This is a genomic window from Paraflavisolibacter caeni, from assembly GCF_025628885.1.
In the GTDB taxonomy this organism is placed as follows: domain Bacteria; phylum Bacteroidota; class Bacteroidia; order Chitinophagales; family Chitinophagaceae; genus Flavisolibacter; species Flavisolibacter caeni.
Genome location: NZ_JAOTIF010000018.1, coordinates 19,934 through 43,692, shown reverse-complemented (window position 1 = coordinate 43,692; position 23,759 = coordinate 19,934). Strand labels below are relative to the sequence as shown.

At 43.3% G+C, this 23,759-nt stretch carries 14 protein-coding genes; 10 read left to right on the top strand and 4 right to left on the bottom strand.

Annotated features, from left to right (window positions below; all coding sequences use genetic code 11):
- Positions 1 to 190 precede the first annotated feature (190 nt).
- The 6 genes from OCK74_RS18655 (at position 191) to OCK74_RS18630 (ending at position 13,618) form a co-directional block, all read left to right on the top strand.
- A complete protein-coding gene (locus tag OCK74_RS18655; RefSeq protein WP_279298590.1) occupies positions 191 to 466 on the top strand; it encodes a hypothetical protein in 276 nt (91 codons plus the stop codon).
- Between the two features lie 233 nt (positions 467 to 699).
- Positions 700 to 2,136 (top strand): hypothetical protein, encoded by a 1,437-nt coding sequence (locus OCK74_RS18650; protein ID WP_279298589.1) that lies wholly within the window; start codon positions 700 to 702, stop codon positions 2,134 to 2,136.
- 181 nt (positions 2,137 to 2,317) lie between these two features.
- Positions 2,318 to 5,662 carry an RHS repeat domain-containing protein gene (locus tag OCK74_RS18645; protein ID WP_279298588.1) on the top strand — a complete coding sequence of 1,115 codons (3,345 nt, stop codon included), beginning with the start codon at positions 2,318 to 2,320 and terminating at the stop codon, positions 5,660 to 5,662.
- 20 nt (positions 5,663 to 5,682) lie between these two features.
- Entirely contained in the window at positions 5,683 to 6,330 is a 648-nt protein-coding gene (locus OCK74_RS18640; RefSeq protein ID WP_279298587.1) for a hypothetical protein, read from the top strand.
- A gap of 46 nt (positions 6,331 to 6,376) precedes the next feature.
- Positions 6,377 to 13,183 carry a DUF6443 domain-containing protein gene (locus OCK74_RS18635; protein ID WP_279298586.1) on the top strand — a complete coding sequence of 2,269 codons (6,807 nt, stop codon included), beginning with the start codon at positions 6,377 to 6,379 and terminating at the stop codon, positions 13,181 to 13,183.
- Between the two features lie 3 nt (positions 13,184 to 13,186).
- Complete coding sequence (locus OCK74_RS18630) at positions 13,187 to 13,618, top strand: tetratricopeptide repeat protein (protein WP_279298585.1); 432 nt, start codon at positions 13,187 to 13,189, stop codon at positions 13,616 to 13,618.
- A 1,375-nt stretch (positions 13,619 to 14,993) separates the two neighbouring features.
- Here the strand turns inward: OCK74_RS18630 and OCK74_RS18625 are convergent.
- The 4 genes from OCK74_RS18625 to OCK74_RS18610 all read right to left on the bottom strand — a co-directional run bounded on the left by OCK74_RS18625 (position 14,994) and on the right by OCK74_RS18610 (position 18,196).
- Positions 14,994 to 15,734, bottom strand: coding sequence for an ATP-binding protein (locus OCK74_RS18625; protein WP_279298584.1), 741 nt, complete (start codon positions 15,732 to 15,734; stop codon positions 14,994 to 14,996).
- Between the two features lie 28 nt (positions 15,735 to 15,762).
- Positions 15,763 to 16,035 carry an AAA family ATPase gene (locus tag OCK74_RS18620; RefSeq protein ID WP_279298583.1) on the bottom strand — a complete coding sequence of 91 codons (273 nt, stop codon included), beginning with the start codon at positions 16,033 to 16,035 and terminating at the stop codon, positions 15,763 to 15,765.
- A 120-nt stretch (positions 16,036 to 16,155) separates the two neighbouring features.
- On the bottom strand, positions 16,156 to 16,755 hold the full coding sequence (locus tag OCK74_RS18615; protein WP_279298582.1) for a hypothetical protein: 600 nt from the start codon (positions 16,753 to 16,755) through the stop codon (positions 16,156 to 16,158).
- A gap of 721 nt (positions 16,756 to 17,476) precedes the next feature.
- Entirely contained in the window at positions 17,477 to 18,196 is a 720-nt protein-coding gene (locus tag OCK74_RS18610; protein ID WP_279298581.1) for a hypothetical protein, read from the bottom strand.
- 196 nt (positions 18,197 to 18,392) lie between these two features.
- On the opposite strand from OCK74_RS18610, the gene OCK74_RS18605 reads away from it, so the two are divergent.
- From OCK74_RS18605 to murB, 4 genes are all read left to right on the top strand, one after another.
- On the top strand, positions 18,393 to 19,520 hold the full coding sequence (locus tag OCK74_RS18605) for a glycoside hydrolase family 88/105 protein (protein WP_279298580.1): 1,128 nt from the start codon (positions 18,393 to 18,395) through the stop codon (positions 19,518 to 19,520).
- Between the two features lie 298 nt (positions 19,521 to 19,818).
- Positions 19,819 to 20,916: a vWA domain-containing protein gene (locus tag OCK74_RS18600; RefSeq protein WP_279298579.1), complete on the top strand. Its 1,098-nt coding sequence runs from the start codon at positions 19,819 to 19,821 to the stop codon at positions 20,914 to 20,916.
- A gap of 54 nt (positions 20,917 to 20,970) precedes the next feature.
- Positions 20,971 to 22,506, top strand: a complete 1,536-nt coding sequence (locus OCK74_RS18595; protein WP_279298578.1) for a MoxR family ATPase — start codon at positions 20,971 to 20,973, stop codon at positions 22,504 to 22,506.
- Between the two features lie 227 nt (positions 22,507 to 22,733).
- On the top strand, positions 22,734 to 23,756 hold the full coding sequence (gene murB, locus OCK74_RS18590) for a UDP-N-acetylmuramate dehydrogenase (RefSeq protein ID WP_279298577.1): 1,023 nt from the start codon (positions 22,734 to 22,736) through the stop codon (positions 23,754 to 23,756).
- The last annotated feature ends 3 nt before the right edge of the window (positions 23,757 to 23,759 follow it).

The window sequence follows — 23,759 nt, the reverse complement described above, 5'->3', positions numbered from 1 at the left end:
TTTATGCGCTCTGTGTCTACAGGGGGCAATTATTAAAGTTGAAAACTACTCAAGCTGTTTCCAATGAAAAATATGCTGTAGCCAGGGATTAAGATACTTTGTAGTTGGTAAAAGATATCAGCGAATCAAAGTGCTGCTGGCGCAGAATTAAATGCTGCTACAGGGACAGTGAGGTCAAGATTCATGCAGTGTGGTCTATGCGGTGCAGTTGAAGAGGAAGGTATTGGCTGCCTTTGTTTATTACACAGGTAGAGAGCTGCCAGAGATTATGATCTCCACAGATATCCAGGGGGATGCTTTGTTAATGTGTCGCTATTATGGATTGCGTTTTCATTTGGAGTTCTTGATTCGCGATGCCAAGCAATATGCAGGCATGGAGGACTGTCAGGCCAGAAGCGAGCAAAAGCTGCATACCCATTTCAATATGGCCCTGACTGCTGTATCTCTGGATAGAGCAGCTTACTAGCTCAGTCTGTCTAAAGAAAAGAGTGTCAGATTTTCAATGGCAGACATCAAGATTTTACATGAACCAACTAATGACCAATACCATATTTATCAACGTGAATTTGGACCTAAGTGATATAAAATTAAAACATGTTTATATCCTGTGTCTGAACTTCGGCAGATTCAGAGCTGAATACTAACCGGAGTATTGATCTGTCAAAAGTGATTTAAATTGTTCGAAATTAACTAACTGCTATGAGTAACCGTAAGTATACCTATGTACTCTTTATGCTTTGCCTTGCCTTTGTGTTCAAAGGTTACTCACAGGATTCTACTTTCCATAAAGTCATTACACTTCCCGATAAACTCTTTATCTCCATCAACAAAAAAGCAACCGCCCTGGAAGGGAAGCTTGACAAGCAAACCGATAAGTATCTATCAAAGCTGCAAAAACAAGAACGCAGACTTAAAAAGAAACTTTCTAAAAAAGATTCCCTGCTGGCAGGTCAACTCTTCTCAGATGCAGAAGGCAATTACAGATCCTTGCAATCCCTGCCACAGAGTGGAAGCAAGTATTCCTCTGTTTATTCCGGTCACTTGGACTCTCTTTCCACAGCCCTTAGCTTTCTAAAGAACTCTAATCTCTCCGATGTTAAAAACAATCGACAGCTGGAAAAGACCCTGCAAAACCTTGAGGGGCTGCAGGCAAGATTCAACCAGACAGACCAGGTCAAAAAATACCTGCAACAAAGACAACAATTATTGAAAGAACAGCTTCAGAAGCTGGGTATGTTAAAGGAATTAAAGAAGTATCAAAAGCAGGTGTATTACTACCAGGCACAGCTAAAGGAGTATAAACAGTTGTTTGAAGATCCCAACAAACTGGAGGCTAAGCTGATGGAGGTGGCCATGAAGGTGCCCCAGTTCAAGGATTTCTTTGCCCGCAACTCTCAATTGGGAAGTCTGTTTGCATTGCCTACTTCCAATGGTGGTTCTTCGGCTTCTCTGAAAGGTCTGCAGACCAGGGCCATGCTCAATGAGCAATTGGCGCAAAGGTTTGGATCAGGTGTTGATGTGACTAAAATGTTGCAGCAAAATGTACAAGGGGCACAAAGCCAATTGAGTGAGCTGAAAAATAAGGTGAATCAATACACCAGTGGTTCTTATGGAAATACAAGCAGTGAGATCGAGCAGCCAGACTTTAAACCCAACCAACAAAAGACAAAGACTTTTCTAAAAAGGCTTGAGTATGGTGGCAATATCCAATCACAGAAGGCCAGGAGTTACTTTCCTGTTAATTCAGATGTGGCTGCTACGTTGGGCTATAAGCTTAGTGACAAAAGCGCTATTGGCATAGGAGCAGCTTATAAAATAGGCTGGGGCAGTGGCATTCAGCACATCCGGGTGACGCACCAGGGGTTGGGGTTAAGGAGTTATGTGGACCTAAAGCTGAAAGGTAGTTTTTATGTCAGTGGAGGGTATGAGCTCAACTACTTATCTATATTCAAATCGGTGGAGCAGCTTAAAAACAACTCAGCCTGGCAGAAGAGTGGACTGGTGGGGCTCACTAAGAAGTATAAGGTAAGTAAGAAGATCAAAGGGAACATGCAACTGTTGTGGGATTTTCTTTCCAACCAGCAGGTACCCAAAACACAGGCCGTACTGTTTAGAATCGGATATTGTTTGAAGTAATGATTAGTATATAGAGTAAAAACGATGTGATTGCTGAATGAACTCTAATGCGGCTTTTATGTTTGCGGGCCAGTCAACCTGATGTTCAAATTATCAAATGATTACTTCTATAAAAAGAGGTGTCAGGTTTGAAAATATGTCCTTGGCGCATTTAAAATATTGGATTGTAAATACAAGTTAGATGAAAAAGCAAAAAATTCTTTCGCTGCTGTTCATGATGATGGTGAGTGGCCTAACCTTAGTAAAAGGCCAGTCTGTTCAATCACTAGTTCCTTCTGTGCCTACCTCACCTCAGGCAGAGGCATTTAAAATGTATGGAAAATATTCGGTTAATTACTCAACCGGAACTCCGGATATTTCTATACCGCTATACGAAATCAACCACCGGGGCTATAAATTACCTCTTTCATTGAAATTTGTTCCCAAACCCATCAGGCCCGGCTACAATTATGATGTATTTGGTCTGGGTTGGGCATTATCATTAAATGGCTGTGTCTCTCGTACCATTGAATATGTACCTGATGAATGGAGGAACTTCAAAATCGAAACGCCAGGTGACCCTACTCTGGCTCCCATCAATTTTAATCACTGTGGAAGTTGCTTGACTGAATATAACTATGCTCATGACAAATTCAATGTAGTATTGCCCAATGGCAGCGGCTTTGATTTTATTATTGACAATCAAAATGATAGTAGAGTCTACCTAGTTTCCGATGGTAGGCAGGTTAAAATTACTTGTAACGTATTGAACTCACAGATAGAATCGTTTATAATTATAGACGAAGATGGAGTGAAATACACTTTTGATGCAGCGGATTATCCTCGCTCAGACTGGACACAGGTTCTTTATGGTGGCAGTTATGTATCCTGGCAATTAACCCGCATCGATCTCCCGAATTCATCTGAGCCGATTCTTTTCGCTTATGATATAGTAATGACTCCTACGGGCTATACACTTGAGGAGGGAAGTCTAAGGTTCTCTGGTCGTTATAAATTGAAAGAAAATGGCAGCGGTTCTTCGATATGGGTACTTGAGTCTAGTTCTCAACGATTCAATGAAATCACACCCAATGCATATAAAATGCGCCTTTTAACCTCGGTCACTTATGGCACAAACGGTAAAAATCAAATCAGGGTATTTTATAATTCTGTGAGTGTTGGTAATAGTTATCAAGCTAACAAAATTCAAATATTAGAAGATCAGTCCGTTATAAAGGAGATTAGCTTTGGAACTACACTTCGCAGTGGTGGAGTTTATGATCCTGGTTTTAATTTTCCCCTTGCTACTCTGGACTATGTTTCTATAAAAGGGTCCGATGCAAATGCTACTCCTCTTAAATACGAATTCACCAATCCAAGTATTGTATCGTTTAATGCAGTTGACCACTGGGGTTATCTTACCAATACCTCGGGTAGAGATATGCCCAATTTCAATATTTATGTCGGCTGGGACTTAGGCCCCTATCCAAATGGTGTAACCTCGGTTACAAAAGATAATAATGATCCTTCCCCTTTTGACAAATACAAAATTTCGCTACCTTCTTATTCGTCTTATGACTGCCGCAGTTCTAATTACGCGTTTGCCATCAACCGTATTAAATACCCAACAGGAGGATACACAGATTTTGAGTGGGAAAGTCATCAGTTTTTAAGTTTAACTGATTACAATGGTGATTATGCATATGATCCACAAAATCGTTCTATAAAATATGCGCCTGGTATTAGAATAAAGACCATAACAGCTTACTCAAGCAGTGGAGTTTTGACAAGTAAATTGAACTATCGCTATGGTAAAACCCGTGGAGAGGTTTATGGGCCAAATGATTTGTCTCCCTTTAATCATACGGGACTTGGTGAAGTTGTTGCAGATCCTAATGTGCGGACATATTTGAGCTATGCCGACTGGGAGACGGCAGGTTACCCTGCAAAAAATATGATTGTCGGTTTGAATGCGATGGGACAGCGCGAAGTTTTTGCCAACCCCTACAATATATTGAAGGGACTACCACAACAATGGGGATCTGCCGTGACTTTAAGCGCAGGCAATTTTCGAAGGCTATTAAATGGCCGACGGCCGATTGTGTATTCCGAAGTGACCGTTTATGAAGGACAGATCGATGAGGATAATCAAATATTCCCGAAAGGTAAGACCGTTTATAAATATGATTTAAGTGGAGATTTCCCATGGTCATCAATTGAGCCAAACACATACTACGGAAATACAATTGGATATGTAGCAAAGCCCTATTATTACGACAGACTGATGGAAAAAGCAGACTACAAATTTGACGGACAGGCCCATCAGTTTAAACTAGTGAAAAAAGAAAAAAATATATGGGCTCCTATGGCGATTAACAACTATTTGGATTATGTATTTGGCAATAATTATTTGCCAGAAGTCTATAATCTCTCCAGCCACCCAGAAGGGTGGGACTTTTATTTTGGAGCTCCAACTTTTGATGTGTCCGGCACTTTTGCTGGCCAGCCCTGTTACCAAGGCGTTTCCTCTTTAACTGGCAAAACAACCACAGTATACGATCAACAGGGCAACTTAATAATTACCGATGAGGGCTATAGTTATAATGAAAGGAATCAACTCATAGGTAAAACAATAAAAACCAGCGATGGGAAATACATTTCTAATTCGTTTGCATATCCCGCAATCAGTATATCAGGTACTCCCCCTATAATTGCGGACATGGTTTCCAAAAATATCATCTCTCCTGTAATCGGAACTTCGACAACAATTTCTCCTGGTGATATTACAGTGTCAGCAAGTAAAATCGACTATGCCAAATTCGGTGCGAACCAGATTATAAAGCCAGCCAAGAGTTATGAATTAGAGATTAAACCTTCAGGTTCACAATATGTACAAAGGGATGAAGTAATCGACTATTCCCCCAATGGCAATCCACTCGAATTTGTTTCTAAAGACGGCATTCGCTCCGCTTACTTATGGGGGTATGACGACAGGTACATGGTTGCCGAAGCGAAAAATACTTCTGCTAGCGAGATAGCCTATTCCTCTTTTGAAGATAATTCAAAAGGCAACTGGAACTACACCGGAACAGTTACTATACCTACTGCTGGAACCTTTGTTCCAACAGGAAGGAGCTATTATAACCTTACTTCTACTACTGGTTTGGATAAAGCTGTTACTAATGGTAAGACCTATATTATTTCTTATTGGCGCAATGCAACTACACCGTATACAGTAACCGGCGGTACTGGCACAGTAACTACAGGATCAACAGTTAACGGATGGACCTATTTCGAGCACAAGATTACAGCTACAGGCACTTCATTGTCTATTTCCGGCACTGGCAGCATAGATGAAGTGAGGCTCTATCCCGCCGATGCGTTCATGACTACTTATACCTATGATCCGCTCATTGGTATGACCTCGCAGACGGATGTCAATGGTCGTACCAGCTATTATGAGTATGATAGTTTCGGACGATTACTGTTGATCAAAGATATGGACGGTAATGTCATTAAAACATTTGAATACAAATACAAACAATAACCCCTTATAAGCTATAAACTATGTTTCATTATTTATCGTCCGGCGCTCAAAAGGTGTTGCTGGTTTTGCTTGGTCTTTTCTCCTGTTCAATAAGTTTTGCGCAGGTTACTATCTCGGGTGCAGAATGTGTACTTACTGGAATGGTATACCAATATGATATTAAAGGGGACTGGAAAGAAAACGATAAAATCAATATTTGTGTGGAAGGAGGCGTGCTGGTGGAAACCAACACTACTTGCGTGGAGAAACAAACTGTCTCTTCCATTCGCCTGCAGTGGAGTGCAGGCCGAAACACAGGCAAGGTTACCGTAAGTTCACAGGCTGGCACAGCCGATTTAGGTGTAAATATTGCGCCTGGTTTTAAACCTGGTTTTATTGAAACTGCCGATAAGCAAATTCTAACTGTTAGAAAAATACCTGCTTCATTATCCTGCACGCAGGCAAGCGGTGGAAACTGTTCACCTTCTTTTTCTTATCAATGGGAAGAGTCTTTGAATAAGGTGCATTGGAAAGAAATCATCGGTGCTACAGAACCTAACCTCTCTTTTGCTGCGCCACTTAAACAAACTACTTTTTTTAGAAGAAAAGTAGTTGAAAGCAAGTCTCAAACGATAGGATATACCAATGAAATCACAGTATTTGTAATGCCTGTAACAGAAAAGAAATAAAGTCCACCTCCTAAACCCCCACAACTATAAACCATAACTACTACTTATGCAGCATAAGACCGCAATAAAAAGATTATTGATCAGCCTTTCTTTTTTACTTGCCTTTAGCAAATCTGGCTTTTCCCAGGTGTATATGGGTGGTCCCACTTGTGTACAGGCCGGCGTGGAGAACCTTTACTATCTTACCGGTAACTATAGTTATAGTGACTACATCCAGTGGTGTGTCTATGGCGGGACATCGGCTAATGGGAATCAATGTGAAAGCGGATATGGATTAAATTACTTAATGATCAAGTTTACCACAAGTGGTCAAATTACTGTTTATACCCCTAATGGCGCTGCTTTTTTGAATGTAACGGTAACAGACGCCCTAAACTCAGGCTCAATTAGTTCCAATGGTTCACAAACTATCACTTACAACTACACGCCCGGCACCATAAGCTGTTCTGCAGCCTCAGGGGGGGGCTGTTATCCTTCTTATGCATATCAGTGGGAGCAGTCAACCAATGGTACCAACTGGTCGAGTCTGTCGGGTAAAACAGCGGAAAATCTATCATTTTCTTCTGGACTTACCCAAACCACCTATTACCGTAGAATGGTTACAGAAACAAGCACTGGCACGGTCGGCTATTCCAATGTGGCCACGGTGTATGTCAATCCCCAGTTAACCGGCGGAAGCATTTCCCCGGAGTCGCAATCCATTTACTCCGGTGGCACACCCGGAGGCTATGGCGGATATGGGGCTTCAGGCGGAGGATGCGGTGGAAGCTATAATTACCAGTGGCAATATTCCGACAATGGAACCACTTTTTACGACATCAGTGGGGCAAATGGTTTCTATTATTCTCCACCAGGGCCTATATCGGCAACCCGCTATTACCGTAGAAAAGTGACCTGCGGCCCGGAAGTGGCTTATACCAATACGGCAGTTGTAAATGTATATCCTGCCCTTCAGCCGGGTGGTGTGATTCCCTCGCCCCAATACATTAATTACAATACTACGGCATCCACCCTATCCTCAACCGGGGTAGCGGGGGGAAATGGCTCTTACACTTACCAGTGGCAGAGTTCTGCGGATGGCGTTAACTACACCAATATCAGCGGCGCTAACAGCACTGCCTATGATCCGGGGCTTCTTACAGCCACTAAATATTACAGGCTTGCTGTCACTAGCCTGGGCACTACCGCTTATAGTTCATCTGCTGTAGTAAACGTATATCCGCCATTGCAGGCGGGTAGTATAAGTCCGGCCTCCACCGCCATTAACTATGGTACCAGTCCCGGAACCCTGAGTTCTACTGGTGTTACAGGTGGCAACGGCAGTTATGCTTACCAGTGGCAGAGTTCTTCTGATGGCGCTAACTTCACCAACATTAGCGGGGCCACTGCTTCTACTTATATGCCTGGCAGTCTAACATCGAACACCTATTATCGCGTATTCGTCACCAGTAATGCGGTATCTGCTTACAGTAGCATCGCTTCCGTTACAGTGTATCCTGCTGTTGTGGGAGGAAGCATTAGTCCGGCATCACAGACTCTGAACCTAAACAACACCCCAACAACCCTTTCCATAAGTGGCGTCACAGGCGGCAGTGGCACTTATACTTACCAATGGCAGAAAGCTTCCAACAGTTCTTTTACTGATGTAAGCAATATCGCAGGAGCTACTGTTGCCACCTACACGCCACCTACTAGTGTTTCCGGCACATTGTATTACAGGGTTATGGTGAGCAGTAACGGTGCTTCTGCCTATAGCAGTACCGCTGTAGTCACCGTATATCCTGATTTGCAGCCGGGAAGTGTAAGTCCAATATCTCAAAATCTTAACCTTAACAGCCCTGCCACACCGCTTACTCTCAGTGGAGTTACAGGCGGCAATGGCAGCTACACCTACCAATGGCAGCAATCATCCAGCAGTTCCTTTACAAGTCCTACCAATATTACAGGGGCTAACACTACAACCTATACACCACCATCAGATATGTCCGGGACTTTGTTTTACCGGGTAGCGGTGAGTAGCAATGGGGTTACTGCTTATAGCAGTATAGCGTCAGTAACTGTGTACGCTGCTTTGCAAGGCGGTAGTGTGAGCCCTGCAAGTCAAAATGTGCATTACAACGGTACTACAGTTACACTGGTATCAGGCGGTGTGACTGGTGGCAGTGGTACATATACATACCAATGGCAACAGTCTTCCACTAGCTCTTTTACCAGTCCAGTTAACATTGAAGGTGCAACAGGATCAAGCTATACGCCACCGGCAAATGTGGTTGGGACTACCTATTACCGGGTAGTGGTGTCTAGCAATGGGTTGAGTGCCAACAGCCTTTCGGCAGTGGTTACGGTTAGCCCACCTCTTCAGCCAGGAAGTATTGTGCCGAATGAGTATACCATTGTACCCAATACCAGTCCTGGCCATCTGGCCGCCAATGGAGCAAGCCAGGGAGGTTGCGCAGGAGCTTATGCCTATCAATGGGAACAATCTTCGAATGGAATTATTTTCACCAGTATAACTGGTGCAACTGGCCTTAGCTATGAAGTGGGCAATTTGTCTAATACCACCTGGTACCGGAGAAAAGCGGTTTGCGGAGTGGAGACCGCTTATACCAATGCTTGTAAGATTATCATTGGGACTGTGGAAGCAGAAAACCTGAACTACATCAAGGTAAGAGAATTCATGCGAGGCGGCATAACAGACGCACAAACAGCAGATGGGATTAGTGATGTACGGGAAGTAAAGCAAGCAACCCAGTACCTTGACGGATTGGGGAGGCTGGTGCAAACGGTAACCAAACAAGGCAGCAATGGCGGAAAAGACGTGGTGAAGCCAACTGTGTATGATCCCTTTGGACGGGAGGCGGTTCAATACTTGCCTTTTGTTTCCACTACGGGGGATGGCAAGTTTAAGGTCAATCCCTTGGGTGAATTAAATAACTTTTACAAAGTACAAACTCCAGAGGAATCTTTTTATTATGGCCAGACGGAATTTGAAGCCTCTCCTTTAAACAGGGTGAATAAGATTACTACACCGGGAGACAGTTGGACTGGCAGCAACCGGGGTATAGCAACCCAACACTGGACCAATACCCTGGCCGATGAGGTAAGGATGTGGAGCGTCACGGATGTGGTGGGTGATTTTGGTACCTACACCTGTTCCCTCAGTCCTTATCCTGCAGGGGAACTGTATAAAACTGTAACGGAAGATGAACACGGAAAACAGGTCATTGAGTTCAAGGATAAGGAAGGGCGGGTGATTCTAAAGAAAGTGCAGCTATTGGAAACCTTCAACTCCGCAGCTGTCAAAGATGATGGCTCCGGCAGGGGCTATGGGGGCTGGCTTTCTACCTATTATATCTACGATGATTTGGGGCAGCTTAGGGCTGTACTCCAACCCAAGGCTGTGGAGAAATTAAATGAAGAAAACAGCTGGTCCTCCTTGGCAACAAAGACCACTATGTTAGAGGAACTTACCTTCCGCTATGAGTATGATGCAAGAGGAAGGATGATCCTAAAAAAGGTGCCGGGGGCAGCGGCTGTTCAAATGGTCTATGACGTCCGGGACCGGTTAGTGATGAGCCAGGACGGCAATATGAGGAAGTCAGGTCAGGAAAAATGGATGGTGACCTTTTATGACGAACTGAACCGGCCTGTAAAAACAGGGTTGTGGCAAAACGCCCAAGATGGGGATTACCACAGGGGGCAGGCCATGGCCAACACCAGCAGTTTTACTCCTTATCCTTTTTCTGCGGAGCCCACCTCAGGTTGGGAACTGCTCACCGAAACCCACTATGATGGGGATTACAGTGGCCTGCCTGCAGGCCTCAATGGATCCTTACAAAATGTCTATGGATCTTACCTGGACTATTCTTTAGTTCCATCAGACTATGCTGAACCCTTGGTACAATCATCAAGAACAAAGGGACTGGTGAGTTGGACCAAAGTCAAAGTATTGGGCGAAAGTAAATACCTCTACTCCGTGAACATCTATGATGAAAAGGGAAGGGTGATCCAGGTGCAGGCCACCAATATAAGCGATGGTATAGATATCGTAACCACCCGCTATGACTTTGCTGGCAAGGTATTGCGCAGCCATATCAAGCATCAAAAAGGAGGTGCCGCGGTCCAAAACTTTGAGGTGGCTACCAAAAATAACTATGATGATTTGGGAAGAATAACAACCATTGAAAAGAACGTAAATGCAAGCGGCTGGAAGCAGATCACCTCCATGGAGTATGATGCCCTGGGACAGCTGAAAAGTAAAAAGCTTGCACCTGCTTATAATGGCAATAACGGACTGGAAACCCTGGATTATGCCTATAACATCAGGGGCTGGCTCTTAGGGGTAAACAGAGAGTTTGCCAAAAATGCAAACCAAAATGACCGCTATTTTGGTTTTGACCTTGGCTATGACAAAAAAGCAATTGCAACAGCCTCTGCCCAAGTGGTAGGTAATTATGCAAAAGATGCCTTCAATGGCAATATTGCAGGCTCAGTGTGGAGAAGCATTGGAGATGGAGAGCGCAGAAAGTATGACTATGACTACGATGCTGCTAATCGCCTGCTCAAAGCTGATTTTACCCAGCACAACGGAACAGACTTTGTCTCCAATGCCACCATTGATTTTTCAGTTAAGATGGGCAATGGTTCAGATCCTGTCTCTGCTTATGATGCCAATGGCAATATTAAACGCATGCAGCAGTGGGGCTTAAAAGGTGTATCAAAGGCTCAGATAGATGACCTTACCTATAATTATACTTTTGATGGACATGAACTTAGAAATAAGCTCTATGGCGTAAGTGATGCTTTTAACGATAAAGACAGCAAACTGGGTGATTTTAAGTATGATGCTGCTACAAAAGGAACTACGGATTACGATTATGACCAAAATGGCAACCTGACCCTTGATGCCAACAAAAGCATCAATTCCATTACCTACAATCACCTCAACCTCCCTTCCCTCATAACAACGGCAAAAGGTACTATTACTTATACTTATGATGCGGGGGGCAATAAACTGAAAAAAGTGGTTGCAGAAACCGGCAAGCCTGCAAAAACGACCCTCTATTTATTGGGGACTTATGAAGATGATGTGCTGCAGTTTTTACCCCAGGAGGAAGGACGAATCCGCTATAAGGCAGACAATGGTTCTTTCGTTTATGATTATTTTATCAAAGATCATTTGGGCAATGTCCGCATGGTGTTGACCGAAGAACAGCAGACCAACTTTTATCCTGCCGCTACTTTGGAGGGCAGCATGACCTTGGGGGATAAATCCATGATAGGCTGGGAAAAAGAATTTTTCAGCATTGATGATAACCAAATCAGAACCCGTTCTCAGATATCTTCATGGAGCGGTAGCCTTGACTACAGCAATAACAATGGCAACCCGCCTTACAATAGTATTGCTTCTGGCTCCTATCCCTCTAATTACACGGTGAGTGATGGGGCTGTAAGTGATCGGCTGTATAGGGTAAATGGCAGTACCAACAAGACAGGACTGGCTATGGCGGTGAAGGTAATGGCAGGAGATGTGCTCAACATTCATGGGAAATCTTATTACAACGCCACAGATAATTTTAACAACAGTAATTCTACCACCCTTGCATTAAGAGATATACTAGATGCTTTTCTGAATACTCCTGGAAATGTCGCAGTAGGCAAGGGTGTTACGGCTCCTCAATTGGAGGGGGTAAACACCGGTCTTATTCCTTCTTCCTTTATTAGGGGTAATAATGGAGAGAACAGCAATACACCCAAGGCCTATATTAACTACATACTCTTGGATGAGCAGTTTCGCTATATGGGAGGTGGTTTCAGCAGGGTAGGTGGTAGCGGGGCGGTAAAGAACCACTGGTTTTCAGATGCAGCCTTGCAAAATATTGCTGTTGAGAAGAATGGATATTTGTATGTTTACGTGAGCAATGAGAGCAATGTCGATGTGTTCTTTGACAACCTGCAGGTGATCCACACCCGAGGCCCTGTGCTGGAAGAAACCCACTACTATCCTTTCGGACTCACCATGGCTGGAATCAGCAGTAAGGCAATGGGGATGTTGGAGAATAGACGCAAGTTCAATGATGGTACAGAATTAGAAAGTAAGGAGTTTTCCGATGGCACAGGATTGGAATTATATGCAACAGAATTTAGGAGCTATGATCCGCAAATCGGCAGGTTCCATCAGATGGATGAACTGGCAGATGATTACGAGGATTGGTCGCCTTATGTGTTTGCATACGATAATCCCATATCTTATAATGATCCGCTGGGATTATTCTCAACAGATCCAACAAAGCCGCCGGAAACATCTACACCAGAAAAGCCTAAAGAGTTACCTGCAGTCGTTGTGGTTGGGACTAGGCCTAAGCCAAGTAATCAGCCTGCTGTTATTCTGCCTACTCCAAGCCCCTCGCCCCGGCCCGAGGTGGTGCCGGCAAACAGTGGTGTTAAAAATACAAACAATAGTAATGAAGATATTATAAAAGGAGCTATCGCAGTGAGTTTAACTCAGCCGGAAACATATCCATTTCTGATTCCTGCTGCGGCAACAGGTGGAGCAGTTCTTGTTGGTTATAGTCTATATAATTACAGTCAAAGTGAAACACATCCTACTTACCAGCCGAATTGGTTTTCATTAAGAGATAATACGAATTATGTTCCGCCAAGGGTATTTGATATAAAAGGTGAAAGGAACCAAACTGGAAGAGCAGATGGAACAAACAATCCATTTAAAAAACTAAAGCCAGATCCGAAAAAACCAGGTAATGTACTAGAAAAAAACAGTCATACAGGTAAAGAAGTTTCTAAGCCTGCACCACCTGGCTTTTTCGAATGGTGGAATAATAAAAAACGTTAAGCTATGAAAGGAGAAAAGTTTTATTTGAAAGCAAAGATGCTGCATGAAAGAATGTATGAATACCCTAATTATGTTGACGAAAATAATAGAAAGGAAATGTATAATCAATATTTTGACTTAATTAAGAAGGCTGCATATTTAGGTCATCCCGAGGCACAGTACGATTTAGGACAACAATACGAAAACATGAATTATTTAAATATTCAAAATCCAAAGTATAATCCTAAAAAGTGTATTTATTGGTATACGAAAGCTTGTATGCAAAATCATGCAGAGGCTTGCAATAATCTGGCATCTTTTTATGAAACTGGTAATGGGTGTAAAAAAAATTTAAAAAAAGCATTAGCTCTATATAAAAAATCAGCAGATTTAGGTTATTCAATTGGTAAAAAAAATTACAAAATTATGCTTCGTCAAATGCAAACTAATCCTTAGAGTTTTTCAACTTCGCTGGCTTAACTATTATGGCTCAGGTGCAATAATGAGGCGGGATACTGTGGGATTGGCGTCCTATGCCTACGGGTTGTAAAGAGAAAGCCTGCGTGGTAATAGCAATTCTTTACCTGAAGATTTACTTTAATAAGATTAGCAAAGCCACTCTTTTTTTTTGAGTGGCTTTATCGTTTACCGGGGAAAGCTTTTTGGGTTTTGTTGGAGGTGATGGCCTTGTCGAGGAAGTAATAGACCTTAACTTTTTCTTCCTGGGGCAGGGCCTTGGTCTCTTCGTTTGAACAGCTTTATATTGATCTCCACGACGGAGCCCCTAGCAATCCTCCGCACGCCAAGTTCACCGGCTATTAAACTAGCCATCTCAATGAAGAGGGTGATCTCGCCAGCTCATGGTTTCCTATGATGGGGACAGAAGTGCCCACCCTTTTTCCAGTTTTTCTCTTCTTAAATTGCTTTTTTACTGCATTACATTTGTAATTTCCTTATTTGCGATATAGCTATTCAGGAACTCGAATACAAGTTCTTAGTTATTTTTGAGTAGTTTGTTGATGTCCAGAATTCGGTTGAGTGTGGTGGTGTCCATTTCCGTATCAGTATTGACACCAACTAGTCCTAAGACACATCTGAAATCTTGGATTTTCGGGTGGCTTTGATAGGAGGCTTCATCTCGTTGCAATCTTAATCACCAATTAAGTGACATTTGTTACCTGCGCTAACTTGGCCCAAAGTTTTATTGTATTTGCTTTTTTAATTTATTTGATATTATGGGAGGAGTATTATCCAGTTCTGCTGAGCGCATCGATGATGGTGTAGAATAACGTATGAAGCATAACCATTCAGCCTAAAAGAAATCAAACTAAAAGTGCCCTATTCGGTGTTCTCAAAATTCACTTCCTCTGAAACTCTTTAGTAGCCTACATAAAAATAAAAATATACGGTCCCTTCCGAACTGCAAACCAATAGGCGAAAAGATTCAATTAATTATATTTGCTATAAGACTCAAAATGTTCCTTGGTTGCTCCTGATAATAATTTTGCCTACATAAGATTTGAATCAAATTACTATCATTTGAGCCTGTTATTTTGTAAATTTAAAGTGCAGTTAAGCTCTTCGAAATTCCATCAAAATCCAGCAATTTATTCGGTTTCCTTTTCGGTTACCTTGATGAATTGATTCGCTGAAACTCAATACAGTAGCGGCTTCTGTGATCCTGTTCTGTTCCCTACAGGTATAGAATTGATGGATATAATTGCAATTGCGCCAAATGATATACGAAATAGGTGAAGCCTATGCTCCCGGTCCGGGTTATTGATACAGCAGCGCATAAGGTCAGTAAGAATATGCAACAACCATATGCAACCTAAAGGATCAGGAAATCTTCCGCATTCTCAGGCGAAATGACAAAGCTTTTTGTACCAGGATAGTTATCTGTAAAGGTTTGAGAAAATCGAACTTTCTGGTTTTTATTCCATTTGATTTCATAGGCAGTTAATTGCCCATCATATTCTTCAACTAGGTCTATTTCTTGTTGTTGCGTTGTGCGCCAGAAATATTGAGTGGCATCCATCATGCTATAGTTCAGGACTTTCATTCTTTCTGCAATGACAAAATTCTCCCATAACGCTCCTACATCTGTTCTTGTATGAACTGGTTTGAAATTATTGATGATTGCATTGCGTATGCCGCAATCGTAGAAATAAACCTTCTTCACCTTCTTGATCTCATTACGTACGTTCCTGCTTAAGGCAGGCAAACGAAAAACAACATAGGCTTTTTCCAGCAGGTCAATATATTTATCGACGGTCTTGTTATCGCTACCAACTGTTTGAGCTAGTTCTTGGAAACTGATTTCGCTTCCCACCTGCAGGGCAAGTACTTTTAACAGCTTTTCAAGAATAAGAGGTTTTTTTACCTGCTCCAGCATGAGAAGGTCTTTATAAAGATAACTGCCTGCCAGTAGCTTGAGCAGTTCACGCTCTTCACCCTGCTTTGTTACGATCTCAGGATAATAGCCATAGACCAGGCGATGCTCGATCAATCTTTTTTCCTGTATCAATCCATGATGCTGCACCATCTCTGCAAAGCTGAGCGGGTATAGCATAAATTCGTATTTGCGCCCGGTAAGAGGTTCATGTAAGTCCAACGTTAGGTATGCGTTGCGCTTCCTCAAGGAATAGAATTGTTTTACTGCCTATAATGGCTTTTAATTTCGTTGCTGTTGTATTGGCCAAAATTTCCCTGGTATCAGCGTCATCACCATTAAGGTATAAATGCTCCCTGGCTTCCAATACTGCTTCCACTAAGGTCGATTTTCCTGCTTGCCGTGGTCCCAAAATAAGAAGAGCTTTGCCTTTAAATAGCCTTTTCTCGATTTCTGGCTGCAGTATCCTTTTTATCATCATTTGGGATTGTATTCCAAGATTATTATAATATTCTTGGATTTGAATCCTAAAATATTATGATATCCAAGGATTAAGCCTTAAAATTTCAAAAAACCGCAATACTTCCTCCAACACCATCTCCTAAATCTGCAATACTTCTACACCTGCCGACTCCTTTCCACAAACAGCTGCCACCCCAAGCCCCACAGCCTCTTCTTTCTGCCATACCACCTGCCAAGGCCCCATCTGCTCCAACACATTCCTCCCTCTCATATTCACCATTGACCATTGCCCATTCACCAACTCCGCCATCTCCCTTCTTCCTGTGCTCATCATTCCTCTCACTGCCAGCTGCTTCCTCAGCCACTGCTTATCCCCCTGCCTGCTCATGTACAACCGGATGGCTGCCTGGTAGACATGCTTCCGCTTCTTTCGGGGCAGGGTCTTTCGAAATGCCTCCTTCCGTTCCGGATCCGAGAGGATCCACTGGGCATAGACCACCGCCTCCTTAAACAAATCCCTCCGCTCTCTTTGCTTTTCAGAAGCCACCACTCCACTCATGTCCGGGTACTTGGTGATCACAATCCTTTTCTTCCACTTCTTTTTCTTGTTCCCCCTATAATGCTTCACCACAAAGCACTTCCCAATCGAGCCCCGGATCATGCCCAACAAGAGTCTAGGTACCTTCTTGCCATCCTTGATCACCACCCTTTCTTTACTATTGATATAGACATGATTCATTGCTCCTCCATTTACCCCCTAAAGCTACTCCTCCCCATTCACTCCTCCAATCCTTGTGGCCGCTTTGGCAGGAAATGGCAGGAAATGACCGCTTTTGTCCTTTTCAACTCCAGCTTTCCAGCAGGGATCCTTCGTACCTCAAGTATACCTGAAGCATACCATCAGTATACCTAGAGTATACCTACAGTATGCCCCCTTCGTTCCTAAACCTCAAAAAAGCATCTTTTCTTCCCCTTTCTCAATCTCCAATAAAACCCGGACTCCTCCACCAAAAAATCCTATTCCTCCCTTTTTAATCGTGCAAATCCGCGGTTCATCTTTCGTTGCTCAGCCCTACCTGAGCCGTACTAAAGCCATAGCTAAGCCTAGGAAAAGCCTAGAAAACCACTTTTACCCCACCAATCTCCTAATATCATTCCCCTTACCCCATTTTCAAATTATCTGATTGTCAAATTCCCAATCCTTCATCCCCTGGGTATTTAAATTGATCCCAAATTAAGCGTTGGACAGTTGTTAATGATGAAAGCTGAAGCCCAGAATTTGGAAGTAGTAAACGTTGTAGATGCAGATGAAGTATATACAAAAGAGTGGGCGGCAAATAGTGCAGGAATAACAAAGCTATTTGTTGACTAGAAGCGTTGTATTGCAACTCGGAAATAGGCTGGAAGCGCTTTCTGCTCCAGCCTTTCCAATTTTATAAATCTAAGTGACGCTTTAATTTTCACTTAGAGCTAAATTCAGCATGGTAAAACAACAATTCACTCCAACTGCTGTTGGTATCATTTGTAATGTTTTCCAGGTACTTATTATAGGCATCTTCACTAAATGCACTAATAAACCTTTCCTTAAATGGCTTTCTAAAATTCTGTTCCCGTTCCTTTAGTCCTTGCTTGTATCGAAAAACAAGCGCAAACTGTGCCGGTCCGGAGGCACTGGCTTCATAGACGGCTACGGTCTGATTGCCGGCTTCCCATGCTTTTTTCGCCATTTTTAAATTTTCTTCCACGCTAGGAAAACGTCCCGGTTTTGGAAAAACATGTGTAATGGCGATCTTATCTGTATAATCGGTCAATGGGATTGAACTCAAGTCTTCCCGGTAAACAGAGTAATTTGAAGAACCTCTTTCTGTTGTAAGGGCTGCAACATTCTTCAGCCAATCGTTCATGTGTTCGGCGCCGAGATTGCCTCTTTTGTCTATCTCATCCCAAGTGCTTGGTCCTTCTACAATATGGTAACCTCCGGCATCAGGGCCAGATTCAATGGTAAATACCCTCCATTTCCATGTGCCCGTATGATACTTTTGCGCATGGTTTGTTAATGCCTTTTCAAATTCCGCAATCTTGTCCTGTTTAGGAAAAACACGAAGTGCGGACACGACAGTTCTTGTCTGGCTCATGCTCAATAGAGGTATGAGTAGGCCAAGCAGCAATAGCTTTTTCATTTTAATGTTTTTGGGTGAACAAATGGCAGTCTTAATAAGGGGATGTAGAATTGGAAGGGAAGGAATTAATATTAAGTTACGAATTATTTGTCGTTCACAGGACACCACAGGATGCCTATAATCAACTTTTCGTCTTTCTTCGAGTCTTAATTTTATGCACCTTTTATAACGAGGTTTCCTTATGAATTGTAAAAACATGCTCCTGCTTTTGGGCCTTTTTGTTCTTTCGATTGTGAATGCCGATGCCCAAGAGCTGACTTCCAAGCTGCCTTCCAAAAAGAAGATATTGAAGCCGCTCAGGCTTACTAATGCCTATTTTATGAAGAAGTGGCCTGACCCGGGCAAATCCATTGTCACCAACCGTGAGCGCCCTAGCAACATCTGGACCCGTGGCGTGTATTACGAAGGACTGATGGCATTGTATGCTATTGACAAGAAAAAAGAGTATTACGATTATGCATTATCGTGGGGTCAAAAACACAATTGGAGCTTTCGCAACGGTATCACCACCCGTAACGCCGACGACCAATGTGCCGGCCAAACTTACATTGACCTGTACCTGATAGACAAACAACCCGAAAGGATCAAGGACGCCAAAGCCAGCATCGACCTGATGGTGCAAAGCGATAAGAGTGATGACTGGAACTGGATCGATGCCATTCAAATGGCAATGCCGGTATTTGTTCGCCTGGGTGTTGTGTACAACGACACAAATTATTTCCACAAAATGTACGATTTGTACGCATTTGCCAAATACAAGCATGGGGGCAATGGATTGTATAATCATGCTGATCGTCTGTGGTGGAGAGACAAAGATTTCGTTCCACCCTATAAAGAACCTAACGGAGAAGATTGTTACTGGAGCCGTGGAAATGGTTGGGTGATCGCAGCCCTGGCACGTACACTGCAAATGCTGCCGAAGTCTGATCCTCATTACAACGAATACTTGCAGGATTTTAAAGACATGGCAACTGTTTTGATTCCTATTCAAAGGGAAGATGGCTTCTGGAATGCGAGCCTGCACGATCCTACCAACTTTGGCGGAAAAGAAACCTCCGGTACGGCCCTGTTCACTTATGCTTTCGCCTGGGGTATCAACCACGGCATCTTAGATAAACACACCTATATGCCAATTATTACGAAAGCATGGAATGCTATGGTTAAAGAATCTGTGCACAAAGATGGCTTCCTGGGCTTTGTACAAGGCACCGGTAAAGAGCCCAAGGATGGACAGCCTGTAACTTATACCAGCAAGCCTGACTTCGAAGATTATGGTTTGGGATGCTTTCTCCTGGCAGGCAGCGAAGTGTATAAACTGAAGTAAGAGATCTCCATCTAAATATTAATGAAGAAGAGGCTGTATCAAAAGTCTGATGCAGCCTCTTCTTATTTCATCCATTTCAGCTAACGGCCCTTCTTATCGTCCACCATCTTCTTCCACTTACCATCTGTCATCTATCCTCCCCTTCATCCCCCCACCACCTTTTCATCCCTTCACCTCCTTCTCGTCCCGTTCACCGCCATTCTCCTCCTTTCTCATCAGTAATATCCCAAACATAAAATCCCTTTTAACACGCAAACAACCAAGATTTGTTGTAGATTGAAGTGTAAAAGTTTGTGTGATGAAAGGTTTTCATTTTTCAAAATTTGATCCTGATGCGGAAGGGAAAAGCAAATTTGACCAGTTGCTGGATTTGTTTTTCCAGTTGCTAACTTATACTAATGGTGATGTGGCAGAGGCACTGCAGTGGATGAACCAGTTGGACAGGGAATACGGACTTACTGATGACCAATATGGCATGGGTGACTTTGTGGATGAACTGAAAGATAAAGGCTATATTACAGAAGACCAGGAAAGAGGCGAGATCATCATAACACCTAAAACAGAACAAGGTATCAGGAAAAGGAGCCTTGAAGAGATCTTTGGTAAACTGAAAAAGACCAAGCAGGGCGACCATACTACGTTTAAACCCGGTTTGGGTGATGAGGAAAGCCCTGAAACCCGCCCCTTCATCTTTGGCGACATGCTGGAACAGATCGACTTTACTGAGTCCATCCGCAATGCACAGATCAATCATGGTCTTGATGAGTTTACGATGCAGGAGGACGATCTGCAGATCCGTGAAACTGATTTTAAATCCCAGACTTCAACCGTATTGATGATCGATATTTCGCACTCGATGATCTTGTATGGTGAGGATCGTATTACACCGGCTAAAAAGGTGGCCATGGCTTTAAGTGAACTCATTACTACCAAGTACCCCAAGGATACGCTGGACATTGTAGTATTTGGCAATGATGCCTGGCCGGTAGAGATCAAGGACATCCCCTACCTGCAGGTAGGGCCCTATCACACGAATACGGTAGCGGGCATAGAATTGGCAATGGATATACTACGCAGGCGTAAAAATCCAAATAAGCAGATCTTCATGATCACCGATGGTAAGCCCACCTGTCTGAAAGTAGGCAGGCGGTATTATAAAAACAGTTTTGGCCTGGACAGGAAGATCACTAGCCGCTGTTTGAATTTAGCTGCTCAATGCAAGAAGCTGAAAATTCCGATTACTACCTTTATGATCGCAACAGATCCTTACCTGCAACGTTTTGTACAGGAGTTCACCGAAACTAATAACGGCAAAGCATTCTTTGCCACCCTGGATCGCCTCGGCGCCTTTATTTTCAGAGACTTCGAAAGTGGCAAGAGGAAAACTGTTTACTGACCCGTCCTTGTGAATCAATTAAACGATCAGAGACTATACAATAACCAGACAGCTATGATGGATATTAAAAGAATTAATACAATACGCGAATTAAAAGAGGCAGGCTACAAGCCTAAGAGCATAAAAGAAGAGCTCAGGCAAAATCTGATACAAAAATTGCAGGCAAAAGATGTGACTTTTCCAAAGATCATTGGTTACGATGACTCTGTAATACCCGACGTGGAAAGAGCATTGCTGAGCAAGCACAATATTCTATTCCTTGGTTTGCGCGGGCAGGCTAAAACGCGCATGGCCAGGCAAATGGTTGACCTTCTGGATGAATATATCCCGGTTATTACCGGTTCAGAGATCAACGATGACCCGCTGCATCCTATTTCCAAATATGCCAAAGACCTTATTCTGGAAAAAGGTGAGGATACTCCAATTGAATGGATACACCGCAGCAGCCGCTATGGCGAAAAACTGGCCACACCTGATGTAAGTGTAGCCGACCTGATAGGTGACGTTGACCCCATCAAGGCCGCCAACCTTCGCTTAAGTTTTGCTGATGAACGAGTGATCCACTATGGCATTATTCCCAAAAGCAACCGCAGCATCTTTGTCATCAACGAATTACCCGACCTCCAGGCAAGGATACAGGTGGCCCTGTTCAATATACTGGAAGAAGGCGATGTACAAATACGCGGTTTCAAGCTGCGGCTGCCGCTTGATATTTTGTTTGTATTTACAGCCAATCCTGAAGACTATACCAACCGGGGTTCTATCGTGACACCACTAAAGGACCGGATCGAAAGCCAGATATTGACCCACTATCCTAAATCGCTGGAACATGCATTGGAAATAACGGAGCAAGAGGCTGAAGTGCAACCCGAACAAAAGGAGAAGATTGCCGTTAGCGACCTGTTGAAGCGCCTGATAGAACAGGTGGCATTTGAGGCGAGAAGCAGTGAGTTTGTGGATAAGAAGAGCGGGGTGAGTGCCCGGCTTACCATTTCGGCGTATGAAAATGCATTCAGTTCCGCCGAGCGCCGGTTGATCATCAATAACGAATCATCAACTCAAATATGGGTCAGTGACCTGGTAGGTATTATTCCCGCCATTACAGGTAAAATAGAGCTGGTTTATGAAGGGGAGCAGGAAGGACCATATCAGGTAGCCATGAACCTGCTGGATAAAGCCATCCGGTCACAATTTATCCAATATTTTCCCAATCCTGAATTGCTGAAAAAGAGGGCAAGGCAAAAGGGCGAATCATCCCCCGGCGATGAAAATCCTTACAAATCTGTCATCAGTTGGTTTGACAAGGGACATCACCTGAATATCTTCTTCGGTACCAAAGACAGGGAAAAGATCAACCAGCTTTACCAGGTGGACGGGCTGCATGCATTGGTGAAGAAAGTTTTCCCGCATGCCAATGAAAGAGAAGCAGCACTGCTCATGGAGTTTGTCCTCCACGGTCTCGCTTCCTATTCGTTGATCAGTAAGAAGATACTCGAAACTTCAGTAGAATTTAAAGATCTCATGGGCAGTATGCTCAATATCCAGACCTCTTCTTCATTTGATGAGGACGAGGAGGATGATTATAGGTAATTCCCCGCACATCCAGCCTCACCCCGGTCCGCCTAAGGCGGAGAGGGCAGCGCGGCGGTGCCTTGGCTAAATATTTTTTAATGCAAAGCCCTCAACTGTATGAAAGTTGAGGGCTTTGCATTATGCCTTTTTCCCATTCGTCATTCAAATCTTCTTTTGTTGCTGAAGCATAAAAACTTTTTTGGAAGCTTCTGATTTTGATAACTCGAGAAGTATAGCTTTGTTTTATGAACCTGCAGGAAAATATCTCGCTCAAACCCTATAATACTTTCGGCATTGAGGCAAAGGCAAAATACTTTACAGCATTTCAATCCGCTGAGCAGCTGGAAGAAATCATTTCTGACCCCCAACTCCATAATTTAAAATCATCACTCCTCATTCTTGGCGGAGGCAGCAACCTGCTTTTCACACGAAACTTCGACGGGTTGGTTTTGAAAAATGAAGTTTCAGGCATTGAGGTAATCAAAGAAGATGAAGATTTTATTTATGTGAAAGCAGGTGCGGGGGAGAACTGGCACCAGTTTGTACTTTACTGCCTGCAACATCAATACGCTGGAGTAGAAAACCTGTCCCTTATTCCTGGTAACGTAGGAGCTTCTCCCATGCAAAATATTGGAGCCTACGGTGTGGAGATCAAGGATGTCTTTTATGAACTGGAAGCCTTTCATTTAGGTGATAAGGCCTTCCGGAAGTTTTCCCTTTCAGACTGCGCATTTGGTTACCGCGAAAGTGTGTTCAAGAGGGAGTACAAAAACCAGTTTGTCATTACCTCTGTTACCTACCGTCTACGGAAGCAGCCTGTCTTCAATACCAGTTATGGTGCCATTCGGCATGAACTGGATAAAATGGGGGTAAAGGAATTGAGCATACAGGTGATCTCTCAGGCCGTCATCAACATCCGGAGTTCGAAACTGCCAGATTGGAAAATTGAGGGCAATGCAGGAAGCTTCTTTAAAAACCCGCAAATCCCCAACGAGCAATTCCAATCACTGAAAGAACAATTCCCCAAAATAGTAGCTTTTCCTGTTGATACGCAACACACCAAACTCGCCGCAGGCTGGCTGATCGAGCAGTGCGGCTGGAAGGGGTATCGCAAAGGTGATGCGGGCTGCTATCCCAAGCAGGCACTGGTACTGGTAAATTATGGCAACGCCAAAGGAGAAGAAATATTCGAACTCAGTGAACAGATTGTTCAATCTGTAAAGAACAAGTTTGGAGTAGAACTGGAGAGAGAGGTGAATATTATCTAACAC